Here is a 26625-nt window from a genome sequence, read left to right on the forward strand (position 1 = left end):
TTATAGGCACACCCTTTTGCCGTTGGATCTTACTTTGTTTTAAATTCCCAACTAACTTTTTTGTTGTAGCTATAAGGCTTGCCCTTTTCAGGACGGCCTATAGTACCTCTTAGATTTCCTTTTTTGTCCTTTTTCACTTTAATATCGACCATTGAATATTGGCCCTTTTCAAAATCAAAGCTTAAGCCATCGTCATCATATAGGATATATTCACCCTCCTTGTGCCCATAGTGACGGATAATCAAATCTACTTTCTCTCCCAATTCTGGAGCCTGTCTTTGAACAGGTCTCATGGGAATTATTCCGCCATCCCTAACATACAAAGGTATTTTTTCCAATCCCGGTCTTACGGTAATCACTTCATTTTCGCCAACGAAACTGCCATCGTAAAAATCGAACCACTTTCCTTGTGGTAGGATAACTTTCCGTTCTTTTTCCCCTTCAAACATGGGGGCCACCAAAATATTGTCGCCCATCATGTACTGATCTTTAATTTCACTTTTAACTGCCAGCTTATAGGGATTGTTGGTAGAGTCCAGTTTACCTTCGGACTTATTACCATCATAAGAAAAGCCTTCTACCAGATTCATGGCCCTAAAGGGAGGCAAGCCTTTAAAATGATATTGTGAAAAGGTGGTATAGATATACGGCAATAATTGCATCCTTAAATTGGCCACGTCCCTAACGGCCTCTTCCACTTCGGGAAAGGACCAGGGCTTGGTACCGTCTGCCCATGCATTGAGCATGGCCATTGGCGAAAAACAAACCGATTGCATTCTACGCAACCATTCCTCGGCAGTTTTGGAAGCCCGTACCTCAGGGGTCCATAATACCCCAATAAAGCTACTGTTTACCAAGGCTGTTATAAAATCTTTATGACTGTAGTAATCGTTATAAAGTACGTAGGGCAGTGCACTGGCACCTGCATTGGAAGCCCTTACCAGACCGTAGGTTCTCTGATTCCTTTCCTTAAACCATTTTGAGGTCATATCCTGGACCAACAAGCCATAGACCTGCCTCATTTGTTCCCCGCTATAACCTGAAGGAAAGGTAGCAACATCTGGCCATAACCATGAATCATAACCGTCAACCTCATCTATTTTATAACCGCTGACCCCTATGTTTAAATGGTTTTCCACAAAATGATCTTTTAAGATATCACGTGTTTCCTGAAGCATCAAATCGGGAACAATCCCGTTCCAAACGGTATGGGACCCTGAAAGGTCCTTTATTTTGGGATATAATGACCCTACTGGAGATACATAGGGATTAAACCATAAATTGGTACGGATTCCCTGACCAAGCAGTTCTTGGTTAAATTTTTTCGGATCTGGAAACCTTGTTTTGTCCCATTCAAAGGTACAGGGATAGGACATACTGTGCCATCCCGGTTCTACCCCAATAAAATCCAATGGAAAATTGTGATCTTCAAATTCTTTGGCTTCCCTTATAATATCGTACTGACTATATAGCGTAGGGACTCTCTGGGTAAATCCCAGTCCCCATTTTGGAGGAAGATAACCCCCGCCATTAAATAAATTATAGCGCTGTACTGCTTCCATGGGCGAAGATCCCCCAAACACATAAATATCGGTTCCTTTGGCCGGTACTAGGATTTCAACGGCATCGGAATAAGGTTGGGCCTGCCATTGCCTATCGGTATTCCTATCGCGTAGTACGGGCTTGTCATCAGCATTTACCCGGACAGCTGTCCCGGCATAAACGGTAATATACCTTGCCGCATCAATTAGCACTCCATACCCTTTGGAGGAAACATAGAACGGAACAGGGGCATGGGTACGCCCATTATCCCTGCCACCATAATGATCCACATGCAATTGCATTATGCGCCCTCTTTGGTGTACCGTCTTAAAATTGAGCCCCAAACCATAGATTTGCTCTTCCCGTGATAAAGGGAATTGCAAATAGGTCTTCCCGTCAATGAGCTTGGTTTTAATCTTAGCCTTATCTATTGGGAAATTTGCCAAAGGCAATTGACGAAGAGCTTCCTCTTTGGGCTTCACATCAACTGCCTTTAACAAACTAATATCCTCTGGTTGGCCAACACTGCTTTTCCAAATTCCATTTTCTATTTCAACCCATTCCAATTCCTGACCATATCCTGTATGGATATATAAGGTGGATATAAGGCACAAAATAATTACATGGAATTTAAAATTCATGTTGCTGGCAACTTTAAATTTGATTTAACTATTTACCGCTGTAGGCCTTTGCAGTTTGCTTGGAGCTCCCCAATCCTTCGATCCCCAATTCTACTACATCACCTGCTTTTAAATATTTAGGTGGATTAAAACCTAATCCCACCCCAAATGGTGTACCAGTAGAGATAATATCCCCTGGCAACAAGGTCATGAACTGACTGATATAACTTACTACCTCTTGTACGTTAAAAATAAAATCGGAGGTTGAGCTATCCTGTACCGTTTCCCCATTTAGTTTTAACCAAAGGTGAAGGTTATTGGGGTCTTTTATTTCTTCTTTTGTAGCAATAAAAGGTCCTACAGGAGCAAAAGTATCACAACTCTTTCCCTTTACCCATTGTCCTTCACGTTCTATCTGGAAAGCCCTTTCACTATAATCATTGTGCAAAACATATCCGGCAACATGATCCAAGGCATCTTCCTCACTTACATAAGAGGCCTTTTTTCCTATAACTACCGCCAATTCCACTTCCCAATCGGTCTTCTCACTTCCCTTAGGAATAACAACATCGTCATTGGGACCAACAATGGCAGAGGTTGCCTTAAAGAACAATACCGGTTCCTTAGGAACGGCCATACCACTTTCCGCCGCATGTTTGGCGTAGTTAAGCCCTACGCATACTATTTTTGACGGTCGTACCAAAGGTGCTCCCAACCTTACGCTATCGTTCACAACAGGACAACTGTCTTCATTTTCTGCAAGCCATTTTTTTAGTTGCTCCAATCCGTCCGTTCCAAAAAAATCTTCATCGTAATCCCTGCCAAAGCCAGATACATCCAAGCGGGAACCATTTTCTAATTGAACACCCGGTTTTTCCTTACCTATTTCGCCAAATCGTATTAATTTCATGATTTTATATTTAATTATTGCTTATTTATTGATTGTTTATTTTACTAGAGACGGCCTTTCTATAATTAGAATCCAAGGCTACGCCTGTCCTCATTATGGAATTGGACTGATAAAATCCTCCAAATTAACGAATTTTTAAATTAACCCATCAATTATTGAACACTTCCAATTGTTTCCAGAGTTTGCTGCCATATCCTTCCGGATCGTTCTTTTGCTTTTCCCCTACGGTACTCCTTCCATTTTCAATATAGGAAACCATTAATCTGGTAAGATCACTTTCTACTTCATGGAACTGACCGTATAGATTATGTTCTTCTTTGGGATCCTTACTCAGGTCATACAATTGAAACTTTGGCAGATCGGCAATCTTTTTTGAATTTGGTTTGGGAGCGCTCCAACCGCCGGAGCCCGGGCAAAAGATCATTTTCCAATTCCCTTTCCTTATAGCGAAACTCCCATTTATGGAGTGATGCACCGTTGCTTCCCGCTTATACTCTTCTGTCTTGGAATCTGTCAACAGGGGTAAAAAGGAAAAACTATCTTCCCCTTCGTCATCCGCCAATTCAACATCCACTATATCTGCACAGGTTGCCAACAGATCTGTGGTACATATGGTCCTGTCCGATTGGCTACCCGCCTTAATCTTGGCAGGCCATTTCACCATAAAAGGAACCCTATGCCCTCCTTCAAATATATCGGCCTTGTGACCCCTAAAAATACCATTTGGGTTATGGCCTTTGGACTTCATATCAACAATATTGGCTGCTGGGGAACAACCATTATCACTGGTAAAGATTATCATGGTATTCTCTTCTATACCTGCTTCCTTTACAACGGCCAACAACTGTCCCATATAGTCATCTATCATCATCATAAAATCGCCATAAGGATTTAGATTACTTTTCCCTTGCCATTCTTCTGTTGGGAGGATAGGGGTGTGTGGGGACGGCAAGGGTAGATATAGAAAGAAGGGTGATTTGCCCTTGGACTTTTCTTTTATATAACTAAAGGATTTTCTAAAGAAGTTGGGCGTAACATCATCAAAAACAAAATCATCGGCGGTAGGGCCTTTTCGCCACCAACCGTATTTATCCTTACTTTCGGTAACTGTATCCGGTACCATTGTGGGCATTTCATTTTCCACATATACATAGGGCGCCATATCCAAGGACCCACAATGTCCGTAAGAATACTTAAAACCAAGGGTTTTTGGCGAATTCTTGACTTTTTTGGAAAAATCTATATTCTCAAAATCCTTTGCATTCCAACCTTCGCCAGAATCCTTGCTCGGATCTTTTAGGGCCCAATCCCACCCCAAATGCCATTTGCCAATAAATGCGGTTTCGTAGCCTTCCTTTTTAAGCAAGGAAGCTACAGTAGTCCTACCTTTCGGGATTAAGGCTTTGGATTTACCGGTAAGCACAGAACTTTTTAGCGGACTCCTCCAATTGTATCTTCCGGTAATAATCCCATATCGGGTAGGCGTACAGACCGCCGAAGAGGTATGGGCGTCCGTGAATATCATTCCGGCCGCTCCCAAGGCATCCAAATTAGGTGTTTTTATTTTCCCTCCAGGGTTGTAAATGGAAATATCACCATAACCCAGATCATCGGCCAAAACATAAATAATATTGGGGCGTTTTTCCTTTACCTCAGCTTCTTTGAAACCAAATGAATACAATCCGCCTACAATTATAATGGCACTTAAAACAAACGCATACCTTCCCTTCATTTCGCTATCCTTTTTATTTTTTTGTTATTACTGTAACCTGCTTTTCTTTTTGGTTCCTAACAACAACCAAGTTTAATTTTCCCTTCCAATTATTATTTTGATAGGATTTAATTAAATCCTCCACGGTATTTACCTCCTTACCTTCGGAAGCTATAATAACATCGCCCAATTGAAGCGGAGAATTCCCAATAATACTAGGGGTCTCCAAAGACACCAACAATACACCCGCAGTCTTATTTAAGCCTGAAGCCGACCTTTCGGCCATAGTGGTAATGCTTTTTAACTCTGCCCCCAGCCATTTAAACACAAGGTCCTCCCCATTTTTATTACCAAAAAACAAAGGTGGAATAGAAGGTGTCTTTGCTTTGGTCCTTAGACTGCTATTGGTTACACCAAAGCTGTCCATGTCAATATTCTTAAAGCCGATCTTAGTGGCGGCTGAGCCTTTTTTAACCGTATAGTCCCCAGATTCCGCATCTACGAACATTGCATCACCAAAAACACTATGGAGATCCACTCCTTTTTTCTGGGTCTGCAACAGGGTTTCCTCATCGGGAAAAAGGTTATAATCCACTTCCTTACCCCAGTCCTGCAACCTAATATCCTTATGTTGGGTAAATACTATATTCTGCCTAAAAACGTCCCCACTATTCTTGAACCATACATGGGGATGAAAGCCATTATTGATCATAATATTGTTTTCCACGGTACGATAAAAACCTTCACGCAGTTTAATCCCTCCGTTTAAACACACATTGTTGTAAATGTGATAATTGGAGGAACCATCATCCAGGTCTATATCCCAACCGTGGTCGCAACGAAACCTATTATTTCTAATAACAGTGGTATGTATGGCATCCCATTTGGGCATATCGGGGTCTTCTGCGACCAGCTTTTCCAATTCCCCTCTATTGGGGTGCCAGAATCTATCCCTGCCCCAAGAATTAAAAGCACCGTGATCTCCAGATTCCAAGACCGTACTAAATACGTCATTGTATTCAATAATATGTCCCCCCCAGGTGCCATCACCTATATTAATGCCAGCTCTGGGCACCTCATAAATACTGTTATGGCTTACCGTAATATCCATAGCCATGGCAATCTGCACCCCTGCCGTTTGTTTTTCTACCCTTCCTATGCGATATATCAGGTTGTTGTCGGCTATGGAGTTGCTGGGGTATTTATTTGATTTTGGTCCGCGAACGGTATCCATTTCCGCCAAGGGGACAAATTCCCCATATTGAAAGGCGGGTGATCTCACAGCTTCGGGACTTCCTACAAAACTAATACCCGATGCCCCACAGTCATGAATATGGTTGTCCGCTATGGTTACCTCCCTATTAAAATTGCTGACCAATATTGCATTGCCACCCAAATTGGTGAGTTCACAATTCCTGATACTAACTTTTTGTGTGCCTTCCAGCAAAATGGCAGCCCCTCTATAAAGGGTCCAATCACTTCTTAACAATGGCTCATACTCTTCCATAAAAGTACGTTGGGCATGCTCAAAACGAATTCCGCTTATTTCAACATCTTTGACCGGACTTTGCTCCGTTCCCACTACTTCCAACAAATGTTTTTGATTCACCCCTTCCAATTGGGCTGTTTTCATATCCATTCCAGGACTTGGCCAGTAGAACAATTTGTTATCGGCATCCAAAAACCACTCTCCCGGAGCGTCCAATTCCTCAAACACATTTTCTACCATACGGTACTTTGGGTGCATTTTTGAAGGGCGATTGTTCTGGTGACCACCAGACAAAAGGAGTTCGCCCTGCTCATCAACTCCTGTGGCCACATAATGAAACCCACCCCATTCACCGCGGTGCATGGCATGCACTATGGCCCCTACAGGCTTGGCCCAGGTTTTTACTCTTTCTGCAGAAATAGCATCTGCGGCGTGGCCTTGCCAGTGCCCCGCATCCTCATCATAATTGGGATAACGGGCTAAAATTTGCTGTTCCCCGTTTACAAAAAGCTGATCAAAATTACGGCCCTTCGGCAATTGGGCCACCAAGATATGATCGTTATATTTCTTCCATTGGGCCTGCAACACAAAAGATCCCTTTACCACAGTCTGTGAAGACCCTTCCCCCAGCAACTTTAAGGGTCCCAATTCCGGTTTAATCCTTATTGGCTTACTTATCCTATGCTCACCTTCCTCCAAATGAATGTTGATATTATTTTTGCGCCCCTCATTTCTAAGATCGGCCAAGGCTTGGAATGCTTCCTCTATAGAGCCAAAAACCAGTTCCTTATCCCCATAATCCGAATTACCAATATTAGAGGTAACGTATATATCAGAAACCTTAGAACCACAGCCTATTAACAATAGGGCCGTCAATATGTTAAGAAGTACTTTTTTCATTTTCAATGTTGTAGTTATCAATAACCTGTACCGCCTATTATTCCACTAAAAAATCCAACTCGGCAATGGCGGCTGTTTTTCCATTCCCGGCAATCTCTTTGGATTCCACCCTCACATATCTTGTGTTCACTGTTTGGCGGAACATATGGGTCCTGGTCGTGGGATCATTGATTAAATTCCCAAATCGGAAATCACCTATTGGCGACCAATTTTTTCCATTGGGACTAGCTAAGACTATACCCGCCTCAATCATACCCTCCGAAGTATCGGTTTGAGGGGTATAGGCAAAACCTTTAATAGTATATTCCTTCCCTAGATCTATAGTTATAAAATGATTTTTTCCCTTTGCTTTAGAGCTCCAGTAGGTATTGGCATCGCCATCAAAGGCATTTTGGGAAACATGCTCGCCCATCACACTATCTTCCCCAGCGGCTTTCCAGTCTCTCTTAACAATTCCGAACATTTGCGATGCAATACTGCCCAATTTCCCATTCACTTCCGCCACTGCCTTCACTTCTCCAGAAGAAATTACGAAAGGCCTATCATAGGTGGCCGAGGCAGCTGTTGGCTCACTGCCATCTGTAGTATACCTAATGCTGTATCCAGCATTTATATTTCCGGCAATATCTTCCCCATGGGGCTTCCACCCAAAAGTATCTTTTTTGGGCATAATGCTAACTTCTCCATCAACCGACCTTTCAATGCTAAGTTGAGGAGGCCTTGAGGCATAAAAATGTGCCGATATTTTGGCTATCGCAGGATAAAAACGGGATTCCAAAATTCTTATACGTACTTTTTTGGCTGTTACTTCCGGAAAACGCAAAATACGCTTATAACCAATATTGGTAGCCGAAGCAATTTCTTGCCAAGCATTATCTACCCAAATATCCAAGGCGTGTTTTTCCACGCGTTCACCATGGGTCCCTATAGCCTCCTGTATGGCCAATCTATTAAAGGTAATTGGCTTGGGGGCCTCAAGAACAATTTCATTGGTATCATCACCTAAAAGCTTAAAAGTACTTAGGTCATTGTCCAATACTTCTTTTGGGCCCTGTGCAGTAGATAACAAGTTAGCCTTATAGGTCTCGTTAATACGTTTACCTACATCTTGCAATACCGATACATCTGTAGGTGAAAATTTACCTTCCCTATTAGGGGGAATATTCAACAGAAACGTAGAATTTCCGCCTACGGACCGCTCATAGATATCAAATACATCATCTGCACTACGCACTTTTTGGTCTTCATCATCCCTATAAAACCAACCCTCACGAATAGAGGTATTTGTCTCTGCCTGTTGATAATGTAGATACTTTCCTTCATATAAATCTTCCCTACTTCCAAGCGATTCGTTTGTTAAGTCGGGAAAACTATTCATTTCCATTGGGTTTTCGGTATATGGAATTACATTCCATTCCGTATCCCTAGTTTGTCCAGCTTCATTGCCACACCATCTAATATCCTCTTTCCCGAAGATGACCGCTTTTGGGGCCAATGCCTTAATAAGTTTCTTCCATGCCAGATAATTATAGGTTTGCCCGCCCTTTCTTTTCGGATGTGCGCCATCAAACCATACTTCGTGGATGGGTCCATACTCCGTTAACAACTCAAACAATTGGTTTAGGAAATACTCGTTGTAGTCGTCAACTCTAAAGGTAAAGGTGGTTTTATTCTCAAATGGCCTACCTTCTATAGCTCTTGGAATGGTCCGCTCCGTATACTCGCTTAAATTTCCATACAACCCCTCCTTATTCTCTATCTGATATAAATCTGCCGGAGATAGATAGACTCCCAACTTAAGGCCATATTTTTTACAGGATTCGGACAATTCCTTTAGCACATCGCCTTTACCATCCTTAAAAGGTGAGGACATTACCCCATGTTGGGTGTACCTGCTCTGCCACAGTACAAAGCCGTCATGATGCTTAGCTGTAAAAATCACCATTTTCATTCCCGCATCCTTCATGGCACTACACCATTGATCTGTATCCAAGTTTTGAAGGTCAAATATTTTGGGATCTTCCATACCATTGCCCCACTCCATCCTTGTGAAAGTATTGGGGCCAAAGTGGATAAAAGCAATGAACTCGTTCTTTAGGGCATCCAATTGGTTGTCGGTAGGAACCACATGGGCAGCTTTTAGCAATATGGTATCCTTGGTATCGGCCTCATCCACAACAATGGTATTGTCTACGGGCATCACCAAGGCATTGGGCTCCGTCTTATGTGAACATGCAACAACAAGCGCAGTTAAAGCTAGGCAACAAAATATTTTACTCATCAAGCAATGGTTACTTTTTAAAATCACACCCATCCCTAGGAAAAGGATTGGAATATGGCTCCCAGCTTCACACTTAGGAACCATATTCTTTATAACTAAATGGGCAAATGTCTAAATTAAACTTATCCGTTCAATTTAATATACCCCCCATCAATAGGAAAATCGGTACCCGTTATAAATGAGGCTTCATCCGAACAAAGGTAAACTGCCAAATTAGCCACCTCTTCAGGTTTCCCCATTCTGCCAATAGGCTGGGATTTGGAGAGTTTATCAAACATTTCGGCCTCTTTACCAGGGTAATTGGCCTTAATAAACCCATCTACAAACGGAGTGTGGATCCTAGCCGGGGAAATGGTATTACAGCGAATACCATATTCCATATAATCCTTGGCCACAGAGTAGCTCATAGTGAGCACAGCCCCTTTTGACATGGAGTATGCAAAACGGTCCGTTATACCTACCGATGAAGCAATGGAGGCCATATTCAAGATCATCCCTCCTTTTTCCTTCATTTTTGTTATTACGGCATGCATACAATTATACACCCCTTTTACATTTACATTGTAGATACGGTCCATATCTTCTACACCCGTGCCTTCCAAATTCCCCACATGGGCAATTCCGGCATTGTTCACCAAAATATCTATGTACTGCTTTTCCGCAATACCGTTAATAATTTCGGCTACCTGCCCATTATTGGAGACATCGCAGGCGTGAAAAGTAACCTTTCCGCCATTGGATGAAATCTCCTTTGCCACGCGCTCTCCATTTTCGGCATTAAATTCCAAAATGTGCACATCAGCACCTTGTTTTGCAAAGGCCTTTGAAATAGCCTCACCAATACCGCTAGCGCCACCGGTGATTATTGCTGTTTTATTTTCTAAACTAAAAAGTGACATATTATTGCTATGATTGTTTTTTACTACTGTTTTAATGGACTATTCCTTCATTAAGGCATCCTCTTGCCAAACAACCCCATTTGGGAAACTGTAATCTTCCAAGGATTTCTCTTTCATGGTAATACTGTAACCTGGCATGGATGGAGGCATATAAGCACCATTCTTTATTACCACCGGATCGTAAAAATGCTCGTGCAAATGATCTACGAATTCAATGATACGATCTTCCAAGGAACCACTTATTGCTATGTAATCAATCATGGAAAGGTGTTGCACGTACTCACAAAGTCCAACTCCGCCTGCATGTGGACAAACAGGAATATTAAATTTTGCCGCCATTAACAAGATGGCCAAAATTTCATTTACCCCACCAACTCTGCAGCTATCAATCTGACAAATACCGATGGCATCGGCCTGCATCAACTGCTTAAAGACAACCCTATTCTGGCAATGTTCACCAGTTGCCACTTTTACGGGAGCGACAGCCTTGGCAATTTTGGCATGCCCCAAAATGTCGTCCGGACTGGTTGGCTCCTCTATCCACCATGGATCAAACTTTTTAAGTTCAGCCATATTGGCTATTGCCTCATCCACATCCCATTTTTGATTGGCATCCATCATCAGTCTTAAATCGCTTCCGATCTCTTCCCTAATTATGGCTGCACGTCGCATATCGTCTTGTAGATCGGAACCTACTTTTATTTTCATGTGCTTAAAGCCGGCCTCTTTTGCCTCCTTGCACAATCTCCTCATTTTATCATCAGGATATCCCAACCAACCTGCAGAGGTAGTGTATGCCGGATAACCATCTTTTAGTAATTTATCTATACGCTGCTGTTTGGTAGCTGTCTTTTCCTTTAGCATAGCCAAGGCTTCCTCTGGAGTAACGGCGTCCGTAATATATGTGAAGTCTACACAGGACACCAATTCTTCCGGGGTCATATCGGCCAAAAGTTTCCAAAGTGGCTTTTTTTCCACCTTGGCATATAGGTCCCAAACCGCATTCACCACAGCACCGGTAGCCAAATGTATTACTCCCTTCTCAGGCCCAAGCCAACGCAATTGACTGTCGCCAGTAATCATCTTCCAAAAAGCACCCATATTGGCGGTAAAACTCTCCAAGGATTTTCCTTTCACCAAAGGAGCCAGAGAATTAATTGCCGCTGCGCACAACTCATTGCCCCTACCAATGGTAAAGGTAAGACCGTGTCCTTCCAAACCATCTGGATGGTCTGTTTTTAAAATAACATAGGCCGCGGAATAATCCGGGTCTGGATTCATTGCATCTGATCCGTCCAAGGATCTACTGGTTGGAAATCGGACATCCTTAACCAGAACATCCGTAATTATAGTTTTACTGTCCATCTAAAGTTATATTATTCGCACAAAATTACATCTTAACCAAGTTTATTTCCACCACTAGAAACTCCAATACCGATACTTTTTTAACCCTATTTGAAAAATAAGCTATTTTTGGGTATGAAGCTTAATATACTCTGAAGGGGACATTCCGGTGATGGACTTAAAATGTCTATTGAAATTAGAAATATTGTTAAAGCCAGATTCATAACAGACCGGTGTAATATTGTTACCGTTCTCAATCAACAATTTGCAGGCATATCCTATCCGGATCTCATTTAAATAGCGGGTAAAGGTTTTTCTGTGGATCCGCTTAAAGAACCTACTGAAGGCGGAGGGGTTCATTTTAGCAATTTCGGCCACATCCTTGGAACCAATAGGCTGGTTAAAGTTCTTAAAAACAAACTCATATATCTCATCCAATCCTTTATTATCAGTCTTATTAAAAGAGTTTAAAAACCCAGGACTGGAAAGCAATTGGTATTCCTCATGATTGGCCAATTGGTACAAGACTTCCACAAAGCGAATGGTTTTTTCAAAGGGATCAAAATCTTGCAATGCCATAATTTTACCAATTACTTTGGGATCCATATTGGAAAACTTGATGCCCTGCCTGGCCCTTTTTATCATTTGCTGAATAGGCTTCATTTCTATGGCATTTAGAAAATCTACCCCCAAAAAGTCCTCCTTGAAATGAATGGCTATGGCTTCTGACATTAGCTTGGAATCGGGCTCAAAATAAATTTCATCATTAAGCCACATATGGGGAAGGTTCTTACCTATCAACACCAAATCCCCTTCCGAGAATTTCTCTATCCCATCTCCAATAAAACGGGTACCACTACTTTCAACAATATATACCAATTCCAATTCTGGATGATAATGCCAAATTTTAAGAAAATGGGGGTAGCTATTCTGGGTAACGGTAAACGAACTGTTTTTTAGACTCGCCCTATTCAGAAGATGTAGCTTCATAAGAATTATAAAGAAAAATTAAGACTCAGTTTTAAAACATTAAATATACACCTTTTTTTAAAAGGTTTTAATATTGGCAAAAAAAGTATTGTTATAGGTTAATTCTTTGGTTGAATTGTAAGAAAAAAGAAGTTATTTTCGGGCAGCAATTTTTGCGGACCTATTTGTAATACTAAAAAAATAGACCTAATTTTTCTCGCTCAAATTTTCAATTTGCTAATTTCTTTGAACATGTCAGGACAATCTTTAGCGTTTTTATTGGCTTCATTGAAAAAAGGAAATAGGGCCGCGTTTGAAGCCATATTCGACCTTTATGAGAAAAGGTTGTATTACTTTGTGTTCTCTATAACCAAATCCGAATATGCCACAGAGGAAATTCTGCAGGAAGTATTTATAAAAATATGGACAAAAAAGGAAACCATAGACCTTGACCGTTCCTTTGAGTCCTTTATTTTCACCATTGCCAAAAATTTAACCTACAATTACCTTAGAAATATTGCCAATCAACAATCGCTAAAAGAAGAATATTGGAAAAACATTACCTCATTAAACGAGGAAACCAAAGATTCCATAATCCTAGCGGAATACGAGGATATTGTAAATGACATCCTTCAACAGATACCTACCCAAAAGCGCAGTATCTATATTTTATCCAAGCAACAAGGAAAAAGTAATAAAGAAATTGCTGATCTTTTGGGAATCACCCAAAAAACGGTAAAAAACCACCTTTGGAAGACCCTTCAAATTATTAGGACCCAACTGGAACCACATATTACCGATAGCGTTTACGCAAGCCTTCTTGGCTTATTTCTTTTTTACTAAGACCCTCCATATTCATGTAATTCGCAAAAAATATAGCTCCCATTTGGGACTTTTACATTTTTAGCGTGTATTAATTATACGACCCATAATATTTTAATTAATCAACCCTAATAGTTGAACAGCAAAAATCTAACATATAGGCTTTTCCAAAAGTTGGCGGATAATACCATTTCCAAAGAGGAATTTGATAAGCTTATGGAACTTATTAAAGTTAGGGAAACCAATAACATTTCAGATGCGGCTTGGGCGGCACAATGGAAAAAGATTAAATCTTCAAAATATTTTATTAGGGAGCGACACGATTTGGATTCAAAGGTTTTATTTCAAAAAATCCTCAATAAAATTGAACCCCTGGAAAACCTACAAAAAGCCAAGAAAAAAAAGATATTGGCCCCTAAGGTATATTGGACGGGTATTGCCGCCTGTTTCCTTATTATTGCTGGCATTTTTACATTTTATAAAAAGAATACCGTACCCCAACCAGGCTTAACCAACCCCATAGAACAGCATTTGGACGCCAATGCCATAACCCTTCAACTGGACAATGGCAATATTGAGACCATTTCTGAAAGTGGTGAGCGAAAAATTACTTCTCCAACGGGGGGTCTTCTTGCTTCACAGCAGGGGAACACCTTGGAATACAAAGGCAATAAGGCCCAGGAAAAATTGGTGTACAACACCTTAAACATCCCTTTTGGAAAGCAGTTTGAGCTGCTTTTATCCGATGGGACACAGGTTACCTTAAACTCGGGAAGTTCCTTGCGATACCCTGTGAATTTCATAGCAGGCAAAGACAGGAAAGTATACTTAAAAGGGGAAGCCTTTTTTGATGTTGCCAAGGATGCCTCCCACCCCTTTATTGTAAATGCAGATCAGATCAACATACGTGTATTGGGCACACAGTTCAACCTTTCCTTTTATCCGGAAGATGAAGATATCAGCACCGTGTTGGTTGAAGGCTCTGTTGCCCTTTACAAGGAAGGGGCCGATATGAAAAAAAACACCACTACCCAACTCGTCCCAGGTCAGCAAGCTGCCTTTAACAAAAGTAAGAACGAAATGTCCGTGAATCAGGTAGACACCCATAACCATACGGCTTGGAAGGACGGCTACCTTCTTTTTAAGGCTTCTCCTTTTTACAGAATAAGGTCAAAATTGGAACGCCATTTCAACATAAGTATAGAAGACAAAACCCAGCTTTTGCACAATCAGGTCTATACGGCCACATTTAGAAACGAAACTATTGAAGAAATCCTTGAGGCTTTTAAGGAAGATACTCCTTTCCAATACAAAAGGGAAGGATCCAAAATAACGATACTAGACAACAACAATGCTAATTTAAAGAAAGATGCCTATGAAAAGTAAATAGAAATACGAGCGCTAGAAAAGTCACTTTTACAAAAAAACCGGAAAATGTTGGCGCATTTCCCGGCATAATAAAGTGATGTAAACAAACAAAATGTTCAATCACCAAACACATTACAAAAGTATGAAAAAATTCAACCTAGTCCGGCCTCTCCATGCGGATTGGCTAAGCAAACATCATTTAAAGATGAAACTAACAACACTATTACTTATAGTTTCTCTATTTAAAATTCAGGCCAACACTTACGGACAGAACACTAAAATCTCACTCAACCTTAAAAACGTAACCGTTGAAAAGGTGTTTAAGGAAATAGAATCCCTATCCGATTTTAGGTTTTTGTACAATCACGAAAAGGTAAATTTAAATAGAACAGTTTCCGTAACCGCAAGGAAGCAACCTATCTCCAATATATTGGATGGGATTTTTGAAGCAACAGATGTGTACTTCACCGTAAAGAACAAGCAGATTATTTTAAAAACGGGAAAACCAATCCAACCTATTTCCCCTATCAAGGAGGAGGTAGAGCAACACACTGTAAGTGGTACCATTACCGATATGGATGGCGCTCCCCTACCTGGGGCAAACATAGTGGAGAAAGGTACCACCAATGGGGTTACGGCCGATTTTGACGGGAATTTCTCCCTTGATGTAGCCAATGAAAATGCAACCTTGGTGGTATCCTACATCGGATTCGCCTCCAAGGAAGTACCACTTAACGGACAATCCTCTATTTCCATCAGTTTGGAAGAAAGCGCTGCCGGACTGGATGAGGTGGTATTGATAGGGTATGGTACCCAGAAAAAAAGTGACCTTACCGGTGCAGTGGGCTCCGTTAAGGCCGAAGAACTTGCAGAGAGACCTGCTGCCTCTTTAAACCAGGCCATGGCAGGTAAGGTTGCCGGTGTAAACGTAACTTCCGGATCTGGAAGACCAGGTGGTAGAACCGTAGTACGTATCCGAGGAAATACCTCGGTTAGTATTGCCAATACACCGCTATATGTAATTGACGGTGTTATCCTTAATGCGGCCAGTTTACCCAACGGGAGTACCCCAATAGATTATTTGAACCCCAATGACATAGAATCCATTGAGGTTTTAAAAGATGCTTCTGCAACTGCCATCTATGGAGCAAGAGGTGCCAATGGTGTAATACTGGTGTCTACCAAAAAAGGAACAACAACTGGTGAGACCCATCTTAACTACGATGTGGATTTTAGTCTAGGAACCTTGCCCAAAAAGCTCGATCTTTTAAATGCTGAAGAATTCCTTCTTGTTGAGGAAATAGCGTACGCCAATGCTGAAAAATTTGACCCGGACGGCTGGGCAGGAGGCAGGTACACAGATCCTAGATTAAAAAGAACAGACCCTAGGCTTTTTGATGCCGATGGCAAGCCGCTTTATGATACGGATTGGCAGGATGAAGCCATTAGGGATGCAATTACCCAAAATCACCAACTTTCTTTTACAGGTGGTAACCAAAAATCAAATTTTGGACTGTTTATGGGTTTCAGGGATGAAGAAGGCCTTATCGTAGAATCATGGCTAAAGCGTTATTCCGGGAGATTTACCCTGGACACAGAGGTTACCGATTGGTTAAAAGTTGGAGGTACCTTGAGCTATAACGACCAAAATGAAAAACAAGTAGACCAACTTGGTGGTGGTGGTATCACCACAATGCGACAAGTTTTTGAGGCACTGCCTATTATACCAGTGCGCTATGAGGACGGTACTTGGGGGTCCAATATTCACTATCCAGGAATGGAAGGTGGCGGTAGCCCAGTGGCCGTAGCCAACGACCGTAGGTATTTCCTTAAGACCCAAACAGTTCTTGGTAACTTCTATAGCAATATTGAATTCAATGATAACCTACAATTGAGAACTACACTAGGTACCAATATCATTAACCAAAGAAACGATTACTACGGAGGCAAGGACCTAAGATATATAGCCATGCCCGATGGTGCCGCATATGTGGATAACTCCCGTTACAATTCATGGCAGTTTGAAAACTATTTGACCTATATGAAGGATTTTGACAGCAACAATTCCCTGACGGCCATGGCCGGACTTTCCTGGCAGCATGTAGATCAATTTAGTTCACGCGCATCCACACGTGGGTTTACCGATGACTTTTACGGTTTTAACAACCTTGGTGCCGGCTCTAACCCTCAGACGCCAACTTCTAGCAAAACCGCTTATGGACTAAACTCTTATTTTGGGCGTGTCAACTATAACTACATGAACAAATATTTGTTGACCCTTACAGGTAGGGCCGACGGTTCGTCTAAATTTGGGCCGGAAAATCAGTTTGCCTTTTTCCCATCCGCAGCATTGGCATGGAGAGCTTCTGAAGAAGATTTTCTTTCGCAGAGCGAAACCATCTCCAATCTTAAAATTAGAGCTAGTTACGGTGCCACCGGTAACTCAGAATTACCAGCTTATCAAGCTTTGGCAGGTTTAACCAATGGTTCGGTAATTTTTGATGGCGCCCGTTCCGCCTACACAGTCCCAGGCCGTATGTCCAACCCTGATTTAAAATGGGAAAAAACGGAACAGGTAGATGCCGGACTGGAATTGGGCCTTTTCAATAATCGTATCGGGTTGGAAGTTGATGTATATCGCAAGTTAACTTCCGATATGCTTCTTAATGCTCCAGTTCCCTCTTCAAGTGGTTTTTCCAATGTTTTTAGAAACGTTGGTAGCATGGAAAACAAGGGTATTGAAATTAATTTGCATACTGTAAATTTTGATAATGAACTATTTGGATGGAATAGTAACTTCAATATTTCTATTAATAAAAACGAAGTAACTGCTCTTTCAGGAGGTTCCGATATTTTCCTAGGATCCACATTGATCCGTGTTGGTGAACCAGTAAGTACTTTCTTCGGTTATATTGATGAGGGCACATGGAACACAGATGAAGCCGCTGAGGCCGCCATCTATGATAGATTGCCAGGTGACATAAAATACCGTGACCTTAACAATGATGGGGCCATTAATAGTGATGACCGGGCCATTATAGGCAAAGGTATCCCAGACGGCTTCGGAACTTTTTCCAACACCTTTAGATATGGCAATTTTGAGCTATTGGTAGACCTACAGTTCCAATATGGCAATAGTGTAATGTACCGTGACGAACACTCAGCGGAAGACCGTCAGACAATTGCCAACAGCTTCGCGACCGTATTAAATGCGTGGACTCCGGACAATCAGGATACCGATATTGCCCAAATAAGACCAATTGCGGCAGGATACGATACAAATAACGATTCTGGAAAATTAAAGGATGCTTCCTTTTTAAGAGGTAGAAATTTAATGCTATCCTATGTATTCAAACCTGAATTGGTAGAGCGCTTACATTTAAATCGCCTAAGGGTATACACTTCGGTGCAGAACTTTTTTGTATCAACCAAATATCCAGGGTATGACCCAGAAAGTTCAAATGGTGGCGGTGCCTTCGATCAAGGATTCTCCCTTTACGATTATCCAAGACCTCGCACCTTTATGATCGGATTAAATGTTGGACTATAATCATATAAAAGATAAAAAAATGAAAATCTACAAAAACTTTATAAGAGCTATAGCCGTCGTAACAGCAATTACAAGCATAACGGCCTGTAGTAACTTTTTGGATGAAGAAGATGAATCCAACTTTACAACGGACACCTACTTTACCACGGCAGCACATGCCGAGAGTGCCGTAAACGGAATATATGAACCGTTGATTTCAATTACCAATAGTGGTTTTGGTGGAGGTACATGGATGATGCTCGAATTTGCAACGGGCTTGGCCAACACCTCTTTGGGACAGGCAACCAATATTTACTTGGTAAAGGATTTGATCAATAATTCGGATAATGGATATGGAAATAACTTCTGGAACGAATATTATACCGGTATCGCCAGAGCCAACTTGGCCATTGAAAAAATCCCTGAAATAAATATGGATGAAACTTTAAAGCAGAATTATTTGGCCGAAGCGAAGTTTTTTAGAGCTTACTACTATTTTGGTTTGGTTCGTATGTTCGGCAACATTCCTATCATAACCAGTTCGGTCGATTTAAGCTCGGAGCAATTATACCCTGAACAAGCTTCCCCTGAAGCTGTGTACGACTTAATTGTTAGCGACCTTACAGAAGCCGAAAGCGCTGACATAGATTGGAGAGTTGGTTCTGGAAGAGTATCTATGGGTGCAATTAAAACCTTACTGGCCGATGTATATTTGACTATGGCAGGCTACCCGCTCCAAAAAACAGAGAATTACGCGCTTGCTGCCGCCAAGGCTAAAGAAGTTATAGATTCTGAGGAGTTTGGACTGTTTGACACTTATGACGAGTTACATGACCCTGCCACCAAGAACACAGGAGAATACATCTTTATGACCCAATTCGCGGCTGGTATCCAATCAGGCAACTGGCAGCCAGGGATTTTACCCTATAACTTGGGAATTTCGGCCTATTCAGCCCAAACTGGAGGTATCTTTTCCACTAATGAATTTGCCGACTCCTATGAAGATGGAGATAAAAGGGCAGAAGAAAAGCAATTCTTTTTTACCAGCTATTCCTTGGAGGCCGATCGCAACAGCAGCGTAAACCTAGGTGCACCTTACATCTACAAACATTTTGATATTGAAGCAAATGAAGGGAGCGCCCAATCAGACTTGAACTGGTGCCTTTATCGCTATGCCGATGTATTGTTGATGTATGCCGAGGCAGCGAACGAAGCTGAAGGCGGACCTACAACTGAGGCATATGATGCTGTGAACGAGATCAGGCAACGTGCCGAACTGGTAGATTTGAGCGGTCTTTCACAAGAGGCCTTTAGAGAGGCGGTACGCATAGAGCGTATCCATGAGTTGAGTTTTGAAAACAAGACTTGGTATGACATGGCCAGATGGAGAAAAGCGTATAACCCAGAGACCAATGCATTGGAAGATTTTGTGGGACATAACTTCTCTTACCTACCCAATAAGGCGTTAACAGAAAGGGAACTATTGTTTCCCATCCCAACATCTGAAATGCAGAACAACCCTAATTTAGTACAAAATACTGGTTACTAGACAAGGATCTTGCATAAGTTTTGCCACTACCTTAACTCTTGTCCTTGGAGCAAAACCAAACCAGCGCTAAGGTAGTAAGATTAAAAAAGGACAGTGATACCTACCACACAAATGGGTCGTATCCTGTCCTTTTTCTTATAATACCCTAGTAGGGAATAGCGCAGCCATTAATCCAACTTTGAGGAATATCTGAAAAAATAAGGTAGCAATCCATAGATACAAAGACTCATATATCACATAAATGAACCATATTCCAATTATTTTTAACCCATATGCAAAATAAGTATCATAATTGATCACTAAATTGGTAGCCTATGGGGACTAAGCTATCTATCTTGCATAAGATTTCTTTTATGATATTCATAGTTGAAATAAATAGTTGAGTTTTTTAAATATTAGGTGCAGGTTGAGTTCTGTTGTATAGGCCTAATAAAAGTTGAGTTAGTTTTGAAAAATCCGGAACCAATTAGGTCTCCGGATTTTTTTTATGCTTTATGGCAATATCTTTTTTATTCTTCTAGAGAACGTATATAAGACCTTGGGGTGTAACCCGTAAATTTCTTAAAAGTGGTTGCAAAATATTGTGAGGAGCCAAATCCAAGATCAAAGGCCACTTGGGTAACGGTCCTCCGTTGAAGCAAATCCAGTTTTGCTTGTTCAATTTTTAAGCGGTTTACATATTCTTTTGGGGGCATCCCGGATTCTGCCTTAAACCAGGCCTTAAAATATCCAGTGGACATGGAAACCAATCCGGCCAACTCATCCACATAAATAATCCTATGCAAATGCTGCCTTATATAGTCATTTATGGTCTTTAGCCTAGTGGATGCCGCTTTAGGACTACTATCCTTTGACAATAATAACGTTTCCAGCAGCAATTGGGTAATCAATTGATCTACTACTAGGCGGGATAACACGGAAGGCTCTTTGGCCAATTGCAGCGCCAGTTTTCCCAGGATTAATTTTAGCTGAAATGCTCCGGCAAAAATACACTCGGATTTCTCTAGAAGCCCGTTCAATATAAAATCTGATTGCTCCTTTTCCAAATTACACAATCTTCCCTTGCCATGGTCTACCAAAATCTGAATCCAGAACAATTCTCCCTTATCTTCAGGGTAATTCCCTGTACTGTGCAATACATCTGGGCCCACAATAAAAATATCATTGCCCTTGAGTTCAAATAAGCGTTCCCCAACCATATAAGTTTGTCTACCGCTCATAGAAAAGCACAGTTCCACTGCTCCTTGATGTAGGTGTTCCGTTAGCCCGGGTTTAACTTCCCTATATTTATAGTGACCAAAAGACAATCCCCTGCTTACCCCATAATCCTGTAAATTAAAAACCTTTCTCTCTTCCATTACACCAATCCGTAAAATGTATAAAAAAGTAATATAGTACAAATTTGAAAGACTTATACACCTATTAATCGCATATTTGGAAACAACAAACCAGATTTATTTATGGAGAGCAAGCGTATAGCATTTAACAAAAAAGGGTTTATTAGCCTCGATGCCCTACTTTCCGTTGAGGAAGTAGAAACAATTAGGGACATCTATGACCAATTGCTTCAGGACAAAGAAAAAACCGGCCATCTGCGCAGTGATCTGGCCGGGGGCAAGAAGGAGGACTCCAAAAAAGTGGAGCGTATTACCCAAATTATGAGGCCTAGCACGATAATCACTGAACTATTAAAAACCGGCGCCTATAAAAAGGCCCTATATTGGGCCAAGGAACTCCTTGGCGAGGATATGGAAATGGATTTTGATATGATGATCAACAAGGCACCACATACCAACACCCCAACTCCTTGGCACCAGGATGCCGCCTATTGGATTGCCATGCCCGATAAAAGATCAGCGAGCTGCTGGATAGCCTTGGACAATGTATTTGAAGAAAATGGTTGTATGTGGTTTATCCCCAAAAAGGAAGAACAACCACTTTTAGCACATAAAAACCTGCCCCATGGAGGTGCCCTCTATTGTGAAACCGATACAGCGGAAGCCGTAAGTGTTCCCTTGGAACCGGGCGGATGTACCTTTCATGATGGCCACACCCTACACTTTAGCCGTGGGAACACAACCAACAGTCAACGGCGGGCATTGATCTTAAATTTTAGACCCAAAAAAATGATCGATTATGAAAGGGAGCAGGGAGTGGACCATACAGGGGAAAGAAAGCAAAGAAACCAATGATATCACCATGCAACTTAAATTTGTTTACCCCAGATGGGGAAGCTCGGATATACCCTGGTCCGCTTTTTTGAATAAGATAAAAAATACCGGTTATCAGGGAGTGGAAATAGACCTTCCTATGGACAGAATTAAAAAAAATGAGATCTGTTCCATGCTAAAGGATCTGGAACTGGATTTCGTGGGTCAGCATTGGGAAACCAAGGAAGTAGATTTCACCAAGCATCAAGAACAGTACAAAAGGCATTTGTACAACCTAGTGGAAGCCACTCCCCTTTTTGTGAATTCGCACACGGGGATGGACTTTTTCTCCAATGCTGAAAATGCCAATCTTATTGAAACAGCCCATGAAATAGAATTGGAAACGGGAGTACCCATAACCCATGAAACCCATAGGTCGCGCTTCGCATTTGCTGCCCATGTCTGTCTTCCCTACCTGGAGGAATATCCCTTCTTAAAACTTACCGCCGATCTCTCCCATTGGTGTTGCGTTGCGGAATCTATGCTGGAGAACCAAACAACAGCAGTGCAGAAAGCTATTGCACATACCTATCATATCCATGCCAGGGTAGGCTCGGCACAAAGTCCGCAGGTAATAGACCCTAGGGACGGGAATTATAAAGCTGAGTTGGATTTGTTTACCCAATGGTGGGGTTTAATGATAAAAAATGCAGAGACTAACAACCGCTCCCATATTACCATCACCCCAGAATATGGCCCGCCACCCTATGCCCTTTACAAACCCCACACCCTAAACCTGCAAGGGGATCAGTGGGAAATAAATAGTTTTATAAGAGAAAAAATTTTAGAGAGCAGTAGTACTGACTCATCAAAATAAAAAGTGTCTGGTTGCCCATTACCATGATTAAAAATACCCAACACTAATTACTACTAATAATGAATGCAAAAATAGTATCATTTTTTGATAAAATATCACTACCCTAACTAGCTAAAATACTTTTTCTATCGACTATTAGAGGTTGCCTGTTTGTTCATAAACGTTGTTTGTCGATATATTTTTCCTATTTAACAAATAGTTAAGAATTTTAATAGAACATACGCGGACGAAACCCGCGTAAAATCTAACTAAACTAACATAAATCGTATGAACAAGAAGATTAATTTCTTTTTAATGGCTTTTGCTATGCTATGTTTTAATGCAGCCATGGCACAAAGCAAGACAGTATCTGGCTCCGTAACGGATGCCAATGATGGTAGCCCGTTACCGGGAGTAAGTATTGTGGTGCAAGGCACTACAAATGGAACACAAACCGATTTTGATGGCAATTACAGTATTGAGGCCTCCCTGGGCGAGGTCCTGGTTTTCTCCTACATTGGAATGAAATCCCAGACTGTGACAATAGGTAATTTGAACACTATTGATGTTGCCATGGCGGAGGATGCCAGTCAATTGGATGAGGTTGTTGTAACGGCCTTGGGTATTAAGCGCGAGGAGCGCGCCTTAGGCTATGCGGTCTCTGAGATAAAAGGGGATGAAATTGCCCAAACCGTACAGATCAACCCCGTTAACTCCTTACAGGGTAAAACCGCCGGGGTTCAAATAAGTACAACTTCCGGAGGAACTTTTGGGGGTACTAGGATAACTGTAAGAGGAAATTCTACCTTTGACCAGAATACCCAGCCCATATTTGTTGTAGACGGAGTAATTATGGACAACGACATCAGTGGTCAAAGCGGTGCTGACTGGGGTAACCAACTAAAAAACCTAAACCCAGATGATTTTGAATCCTTTTCCATTTTAAAAGGTGCTGCGGCTTCTGCCCTATACGGATCACGAGCCATTAATGGCGTGGTAATCGTTACCACCAAATCCGGTCAAAAGCGCAAGGGCCTTGGCGTCAGCATTAATCAGACCGTAGGTGTAAGAACGGTCTATGACTCTCCTGATTTTCAGAACCAATACGGATCTGGTCTAACTGCAGGAGGTTTTAGTTTTGTTACCAACGGTCCCAATACCAGAACCAGGGACGACGCCCATGACACCAGTCAATTTTTCACTTACGACCTGGATACAGGCCTACCTTCTATGGCCTTTGACTCCTACGAAGAGCATGCGGCCAGTTGGGGACCTCGCTTTGACGGACAGGAAATTATAGATTATGATGGCTCTAGGGCTACTTGGACAGCCCAGCCAGATAACTACAAGGATTATTTTGACACCGGATTTGTAAGAAACACCAATGTGGCCATTGATGGTGGAAGTGAAACTGGCAGCTTCCGACTTTCATTCTCAAACTTCTCCGAATCTGGAGTGGAATTGAGAAACGACTTTGACAAAAACTCCATTAGCTTTAAAGGGGCGCATGATTTAATAAAAGACAAATTAACCGTTAGTGCAGCTATGCACTATACCCGCTCCAAGGCCAAAAACCCTTTACAGCCAGGCGGACTTTCTCATTGGTTTCATGATGGCTTCCCAAGAAATTATGACGTAAACAAATGGAAAGACAACTACTTGGATGTAGATGGTGGGGTACCACATCCCTATGGCAACAACTATAACTACACCAGAATGAGTAGGATTTGGGCCCATGCACTTGAGGATGATAATACCCGTACCGAAGGCTCCTTTATTTCCAACATCAATTTAAACTATAAAATTTCCGACCATATTTCGGCTACTCTGGAAGGCAACGTAAACCAATACACCTACAATCAGGAAACTAAGACTTTTGCCGATAATAGAGACCGACTTAATGGTTCCTACTATTTTGGAAATGGGGAAAAATTTCAACATAGCTTCTCTGCCAAAATGTTCTTTGACAAACAGATCAATGAGGACATAAAAATGGACCTTTTGTTAGGAGGTGAATTATGGACCTCCAAAGAACAGAGTCAGTATGCCAATACAACTGGAGGATTTAAGATTCGCGATTTCTATGCCTTGGCCAACTCCAAGGATGCTATTAATGCCGATGGTGGTATAGGCCCAAGAAAAAAAATAAATTCGGTCTATGCCTTCTTAAACACTAGCTATAAAAGAGACCTTTATTTGAGCGTTACCGCTAGAAATGACTGGTCTTCCGCCTTGGTATACCCCAATGGCGATGGAAACAATTCCTATTTTTATCCCTCTGCCAGTTTGGGGTGGGTAAGTTCAGAAACCTTTGAACTCCCTGATTTCATTTCCTTTGCCAAACTTAGGGCCTCTTACGCCATTGTTGGGAATGATACTGACCCCTATAGCTTAAGCACAGGGTTTGTAGCGGATAATTTTAGCGCAAATCCAGATTTGAACATGTTTAGGTTTGAAGACAACACTGCCGTCTCTATCGACCTAAAACCAGAAAAGAAATATTCGTTTGAAACAGGACTGGACATTAGATTCTTGAACAACCGCATTGGATTGGATGTTGCCTACTATAAAGACAATACCAAAAACCAGATTATTCCCTTACAAGTACCCTCCGAATCTGGAATAGAAAATCAGCTTATCAATGCCGGTAATTTACAGAATCAAGGGGTTGAGGCTGCCTTGAATCTAAAATTAGTGGACAATCCTGATTTTGGTTGGGACCTAGGTGCCAATTACACCCACAACAGGGATAAGATTATTGAACTGGCTCCAGGAATAAATGAATTTAGACTTTTTGGCAACCCTGATGATTCCAATTCGGCAACCGCATCCTATGCCTATGTAGGTGGTAATTACGGAGATTTGGTTACTAGAAGAGGTTACGATTATTATGATGGCTCCAACACCAATAACCACGGTATTCCGGTATTGGCCAATAGAAATGGCTGGTCTGTAGCCTACCCTATAGGAATACAGAATAAGGATTCCCTCTACGTTATGGGGAATATGCAGGCCGATTGGTATGGCGGCATGAATACTTCCTTAAGGTATAAGCGCTTACGTCTTAGTGCAATTGTAGATGCCAAATTTGGAGGTGAGATTTACTCAGCAGATGCCCGCTACGGCCTGCATCAGGGTGTTCTACAAAGCTCGTTGCCCAACAGGGATGCCTCCCAAGGTGGTATCACTTGGACCAGTGAAGGCCAGGGACAAAACTTCTATGGTAAAACATATGAGGACGGATACATTCCCAATGGTGTATTTCCAGATGGAACAACAGTTACCTCAGGGCCAGCAGATAATAGAACAAGTGTAGATGTTGGGGGCATGACCTACCAACAGGCATACGACCAAGGTCTTGTAGAACCAACGCACTGGTCCGGATATGTATATCGTTGGACTTCGGCCAGTACGGGAACCCCTATAACCGGGGTATACACCTCTAGTTGGGTAGCTCTTAGGGAAATAACGCTGACATATGATGTACCAACGGCCGTATTGGACAAACTATTTGTTAAAAGCGCCTCTATGGCTTTAACAGGACGGGATTTAGGGTACCTATACAATTCCTTGCCAGACAATATTAATCCTACTTTAAGTAGCAATGCTGCGGCGAATCCCTTACAGCAAAAGTCATCGCCATACATTAGATCTATTTCTTTTTCGTTAAAACTCAATTTCTAATC

Annotated in this window: 16 protein-coding genes; 7 read left to right on the plus strand and 9 right to left on the minus strand. The window is 41.7% G+C overall.

The genetic code is table 11. From position 1 onward, the window contains the following. Window positions 1-29 precede the first annotated feature (29 nt). The 8 genes from EHW67_RS02185 to EHW67_RS02220 form a co-directional block, all read right to left on the minus strand. Window positions 30-2183 carry a TIM-barrel domain-containing protein gene (locus EHW67_RS02185; protein WP_126160701.1) on the minus strand — a complete coding sequence of 718 codons (2154 nt, stop codon included), beginning with the start codon at window positions 2181-2183 and terminating at the stop codon, window positions 30-32. Window positions 2184-2211: 28 nt separating this feature from the next. Next, window positions 2212-3072 (minus strand): fumarylacetoacetate hydrolase family protein, encoded by an 861-nt coding sequence (locus EHW67_RS02190; protein ID WP_126160702.1) that lies wholly within the window; start codon window positions 3070-3072, stop codon window positions 2212-2214. Window positions 3073-3220: 148 nt separating this feature from the next. After that, complete coding sequence (locus tag EHW67_RS02195; protein WP_126160703.1) at window positions 3221-4804, minus strand: sulfatase family protein; 1584 nt, start codon at window positions 4802-4804, stop codon at window positions 3221-3223. Between the two features lie 13 nt (window positions 4805-4817). Continuing rightward, the gene (locus tag EHW67_RS02200; protein ID WP_126160704.1) at window positions 4818-7172 is read right to left on the minus strand and encodes a PDZ domain-containing protein; all 2355 of its coding nucleotides are present in this window, start codon (window positions 7170-7172) and stop codon (window positions 4818-4820) included. 37 nt (window positions 7173-7209) lie between these two features. After that, window positions 7210-9372 carry an alpha-L-fucosidase gene (locus EHW67_RS02205; protein ID WP_449371723.1) on the minus strand — a complete coding sequence of 721 codons (2163 nt, stop codon included), beginning with the start codon at window positions 9370-9372 and terminating at the stop codon, window positions 7210-7212. 203 nt (window positions 9373-9575) lie between these two features. Continuing rightward, window positions 9576-10352 (minus strand): SDR family NAD(P)-dependent oxidoreductase, encoded by a 777-nt coding sequence (locus tag EHW67_RS02210; protein WP_126160706.1) that lies wholly within the window; start codon window positions 10350-10352, stop codon window positions 9576-9578. 39 nt (window positions 10353-10391) lie between these two features. Then, window positions 10392-11717, minus strand: a complete 1326-nt coding sequence (locus EHW67_RS02215; protein WP_126160707.1) for an L-fuconate dehydratase — start codon at window positions 11715-11717, stop codon at window positions 10392-10394. A 102-nt stretch (window positions 11718-11819) separates the two neighbouring features. Further along, window positions 11820-12686, minus strand: a complete 867-nt coding sequence (locus tag EHW67_RS02220) for an AraC family transcriptional regulator (protein ID WP_126160708.1) — start codon at window positions 12684-12686, stop codon at window positions 11820-11822. A gap of 231 nt (window positions 12687-12917) precedes the next feature. Between EHW67_RS02220 and EHW67_RS02225 the strand changes: the two genes are divergently transcribed. The 4 genes from EHW67_RS02225 (at window position 12918) to EHW67_RS02240 (ending at window position 19933) form a co-directional block, all read left to right on the plus strand. Continuing rightward, entirely contained in the window at window positions 12918-13508 is a 591-nt protein-coding gene (locus tag EHW67_RS02225; protein WP_126160709.1) for an RNA polymerase sigma factor, read from the plus strand. Window positions 13509-13622: 114 nt separating this feature from the next. After that, window positions 13623-14873: a FecR family protein gene (locus EHW67_RS02230; protein ID WP_126160710.1), complete on the plus strand. Its 1251-nt coding sequence runs from the start codon at window positions 13623-13625 to the stop codon at window positions 14871-14873. A 187-nt stretch (window positions 14874-15060) separates the two neighbouring features. Continuing rightward, entirely contained in the window at window positions 15061-18405 is a 3345-nt protein-coding gene (locus EHW67_RS02235) for a TonB-dependent receptor (RefSeq protein WP_202911895.1), read from the plus strand. A 19-nt stretch (window positions 18406-18424) separates the two neighbouring features. After that, window positions 18425-19933, plus strand: coding sequence for a RagB/SusD family nutrient uptake outer membrane protein (locus EHW67_RS02240; RefSeq protein WP_126160712.1), 1509 nt, complete (start codon window positions 18425-18427; stop codon window positions 19931-19933). A 509-nt stretch (window positions 19934-20442) separates the two neighbouring features. Here EHW67_RS02240 and EHW67_RS02245 read toward each other — a convergent pair. Beyond that, complete coding sequence (locus EHW67_RS02245; RefSeq protein WP_126160713.1) at window positions 20443-21291, minus strand: AraC family transcriptional regulator; 849 nt, start codon at window positions 21289-21291, stop codon at window positions 20443-20445. A gap of 102 nt (window positions 21292-21393) precedes the next feature. Here EHW67_RS02245 and EHW67_RS02250 point away from each other — a divergent pair, with 102 nt between their 5' ends. The 3 genes from EHW67_RS02250 to EHW67_RS02260 all read left to right on the plus strand — a co-directional run bounded on the left by EHW67_RS02250 (window position 21394) and on the right by EHW67_RS02260 (window position 26623). Continuing rightward, window positions 21394-22125 (plus strand): phytanoyl-CoA dioxygenase family protein, encoded by a 732-nt coding sequence (locus tag EHW67_RS02250; protein ID WP_126160714.1) that lies wholly within the window; start codon window positions 21394-21396, stop codon window positions 22123-22125. Continuing rightward, window positions 22070-22960, plus strand: a complete 891-nt coding sequence (locus EHW67_RS02255) for a sugar phosphate isomerase/epimerase family protein (RefSeq protein WP_238389821.1) — start codon at window positions 22070-22072, stop codon at window positions 22958-22960. Before EHW67_RS02250 ends, EHW67_RS02255 begins: the two co-directional genes overlap by 56 nt. Window positions 22961-23227: 267 nt before the next feature. After that, complete coding sequence (locus EHW67_RS02260; protein WP_126160715.1) at window positions 23228-26623, plus strand: SusC/RagA family TonB-linked outer membrane protein; 3396 nt, start codon at window positions 23228-23230, stop codon at window positions 26621-26623. The last annotated feature ends 2 nt before the right edge of the window (window positions 26624-26625 follow it).

This window comes from Arenibacter aquaticus, assembly GCF_003957295.1.
GTDB classification, from domain to species: domain Bacteria; phylum Bacteroidota; class Bacteroidia; order Flavobacteriales; family Flavobacteriaceae; genus Arenibacter; species Arenibacter aquaticus.

Bases quoted from the DNA above. Each gene is read 5' to 3' on its own strand.
- EHW67_RS02210 (WP_126160706.1), bottom strand. From the start codon at position 10,352: ATGTCACTTTTTAGTTTAGAAAATAAAACAGCAATAATCACCGGTGGC.
- EHW67_RS02185 (WP_126160701.1), bottom strand. From the start codon at position 2,183: ATGAATTTTAAATTCCATGTAATTATTTTGTGCCTTATATCCACCTTA.
- EHW67_RS02225 (WP_126160709.1), top strand. From the start codon at position 12,918: ATGTCAGGACAATCTTTAGCGTTTTTATTGGCTTCATTGAAAAAAGGA.
- EHW67_RS02215 (WP_126160707.1), bottom strand. From the start codon at position 11,717: ATGGACAGTAAAACTATAATTACGGATGTTCTGGTTAAGGATGTCCGA.
- EHW67_RS02255 (WP_238389821.1), top strand. From the start codon at position 22,070: ATGAAAGGGAGCAGGGAGTGGACCATACAGGGGAAAGAAAGCAAAGAA.
- EHW67_RS02250 (WP_126160714.1), top strand. From the start codon at position 21,394: ATGGAGAGCAAGCGTATAGCATTTAACAAAAAAGGGTTTATTAGCCTC.
- EHW67_RS02205 (WP_449371723.1), bottom strand. From the start codon at position 9,372: ATGCCCGTAGACAATACCATTGTTGTGGATGAGGCCGATACCAAGGAT.
- EHW67_RS02245 (WP_126160713.1), bottom strand. From the start codon at position 21,291: ATGGAAGAGAGAAAGGTTTTTAATTTACAGGATTATGGGGTAAGCAGG.
- EHW67_RS02195 (WP_126160703.1), bottom strand. From the start codon at position 4,804: ATGAAGGGAAGGTATGCGTTTGTTTTAAGTGCCATTATAATTGTAGGC.
- EHW67_RS02190 (WP_126160702.1), bottom strand. From the start codon at position 3,072: ATGAAATTAATACGATTTGGCGAAATAGGTAAGGAAAAACCGGGTGTT.
- EHW67_RS02240 (WP_126160712.1), top strand. From the start codon at position 18,425: ATGAAAATCTACAAAAACTTTATAAGAGCTATAGCCGTCGTAACAGCA.
- EHW67_RS02200 (WP_126160704.1), bottom strand. From the start codon at position 7,172: ATGAAAAAAGTACTTCTTAACATATTGACGGCCCTATTGTTAATAGGC.
- EHW67_RS02220 (WP_126160708.1), bottom strand. From the start codon at position 12,686: ATGAAGCTACATCTTCTGAATAGGGCGAGTCTAAAAAACAGTTCGTTT.
- EHW67_RS02235 (WP_202911895.1), top strand. From the start codon at position 15,061: ATGAAACTAACAACACTATTACTTATAGTTTCTCTATTTAAAATTCAG.
- EHW67_RS02260 (WP_126160715.1), top strand. From the start codon at position 23,228: ATGAACAAGAAGATTAATTTCTTTTTAATGGCTTTTGCTATGCTATGT.